Annotated in this window: 1 pseudogene; it reads right to left on the bottom strand. The window is 38.6% G+C overall.

The window, feature by feature from the left end:
• Window positions 1–67: 67 nt before the first annotated feature.
• Window positions 68–1,563, bottom strand: a pseudogene (locus PENNN9_RS09990) (alanine/glycine:cation symporter family protein).
• Window positions 1,564–2,208 lie beyond the last annotated feature (645 nt).

The following is a 2,208-nucleotide window of genomic DNA, read 5'->3' as shown; positions in this document are numbered from 1 at the left end:
TAATAATAAGGGCGGTTTTTTGTACTTAACTATTCAACCACTCAATTGAATGACTGCATAGTAAAGCCTAATCGGTCCAAGCATCGCGGTTTGCTTCATCTTTTAACTTAACAAAGTCATCAGGGTCAAACTTGATTTGGTCTCCGGTTTTGCCTTCTTTGACTTGACGCTCATAGTCACGCAATATTCTGAGTGCCACAGGTGACAAGATTAAGATAGCTATTAAGTTGGTCAAAGCCATAAGCCCCATAGACAAATCAGCAAAGTTCCATATCGCAGGTAAGCTTGCAATAGCACCGACGAACACCATTCCTAATACCATAAAGCGGAAGATCATAATCATGACCTTGGCATTTTTGGCACCAGAGATAAACTCAAGATTAGATTCGCCATAACTATAATTGGCAATAATAGAGGTAAATGAGAAAAAGAAAATAGCTATGGCAACGAAGACCACACCCAGATCACCAACATACTGTGATAAAGCCAACTGCGTCAGTTGAATACCTTCTTGTTCAACGTTTGGATCAACCACACCTGATAGAATAATGATGGACGCTGTTGCAGTACAAATAATCAATGTATCCATAAAGACACCCAGCATTTGCATAAAGCCTTGTACCGCTGGATGATCTGGATGGCTTTTAGCGGTTGCCGCAGCATTAGGCGCTGAACCCATACCTGCTTCGTTGGAAAAAAGACCACGCTTAATACCGTTAATCATTGCCTGAGCAATACCATAACCAATGACACCGCCTGCTGCTTGCTCAAAACCAAATGCAGACTTGACAATAAATGCGATAGCGGCTGGAAATTGACTAAAGTTAGTGACGATAATAAATAGCGCTAGTAATATATATAAGATGGCCATTACTGGGACGATTTTACCCGCGATACGTGCAACCGAACGTAAGCCACCAAACACCACTGGTGCAACCAATATTACCAACACAACGCCTGTCATCCACGTAGGGATACCAAATGCTTCATTGGTCGCCTGTGCAATAGTATTTGATTGCACACCATTAAAAGCCAAACCAAACGCAACGAGCAAACATATTGAGAAAAATATCGCAAGCCAGCGTTTACCTAGACCTTTTTCAATGTAGTAAGCAGGTCCGCCGCGGTACACATTATCGTTGTGCGGTACTTTATATGCTTGTGCTAAGGTCGACTCGATAAAGCTGGTTGACATACCAACGATTGCAGTCATCCACATCCAAAACACAGCTCCAGGTCCGCCAAGATAAATAGCAATCGCCACCCCTGCCAAATTACCCGTACCAACTCGCGCAGCAAGAGAGGTCATCAAAGCTTCAAACGAGCTGATTCCTCCATCCTTACGGCCCTGATTAGACACACGTAATAATTTCCACATATGTCCAAAATGACGAAACTGAATAAAGCGTGTGACTACTGTAAAATAAAGACCAGCACCAATTAGTACAAACATTAACAGCCCGTACCAAGGTTGTTAACAATTAACCACTCATTGTTACCCCAAATGATACTAACACCATAATTTACGATGTTATTGAACCAACCTACTATCCCTTCACCCATACCTTCACCTTCATTTTATATATTAGTGATGCTGTCACTTGCATCATAAGCTTATATTTTTGCCCGATGGCCTCATAGTTGACGCTATCTTCAAATCTATAGCAGAACACTATTAGTAACCGTTACTACGAAGGTTATCTTCGATCATTCTTCAAAACGCCTTAATTCGTCACCTAAACTGTAACTGAACCCAGCTCTTCTGTATCTACATTTTAACTTACTATAAGTATTTTGGCTCTTTTATGCTGATAAGTTAGGAGACAATAAGCTCAAATTGTAAATACATCTTTTAGCTGGACGACGAGTTTGATTAAATTATCACTATTTGAATGCCTACTATCAACCTACATTACTATGCATGGTAATTTATTTCTAAAATAAATGGCGTAAAGCGAATATAAATATTAAGATGTCAATGAAATTTGTCCTTTTTTAGCATATAACGATAGGTAAACAATCGTTTTCGCGCCAATAAGCATGAAGAGTTCTGTTAGGTTTCTGTTAAATAAACATTTAGTTACAATAAGTAATTTACATTTATTTATTGTTAATTGGATAAATAAGCATGAAGAGTTCTGTTAGTTTCTGTTAATAAACATTTAGTTACAATAAGTAATTTACATTTATTTATTGTTAATTGGATAA

The sequence above is a fragment of the Psychrobacter sp. ENNN9_III genome, from assembly GCF_001462175.1.
In the GTDB taxonomy this organism is placed as follows: Bacteria; Pseudomonadota; Gammaproteobacteria; order Pseudomonadales; family Moraxellaceae; genus Psychrobacter.
Note: the sequence above shows the minus strand (reverse complement) of the source record. Positions and strands in the feature narration are given on the sequence as shown.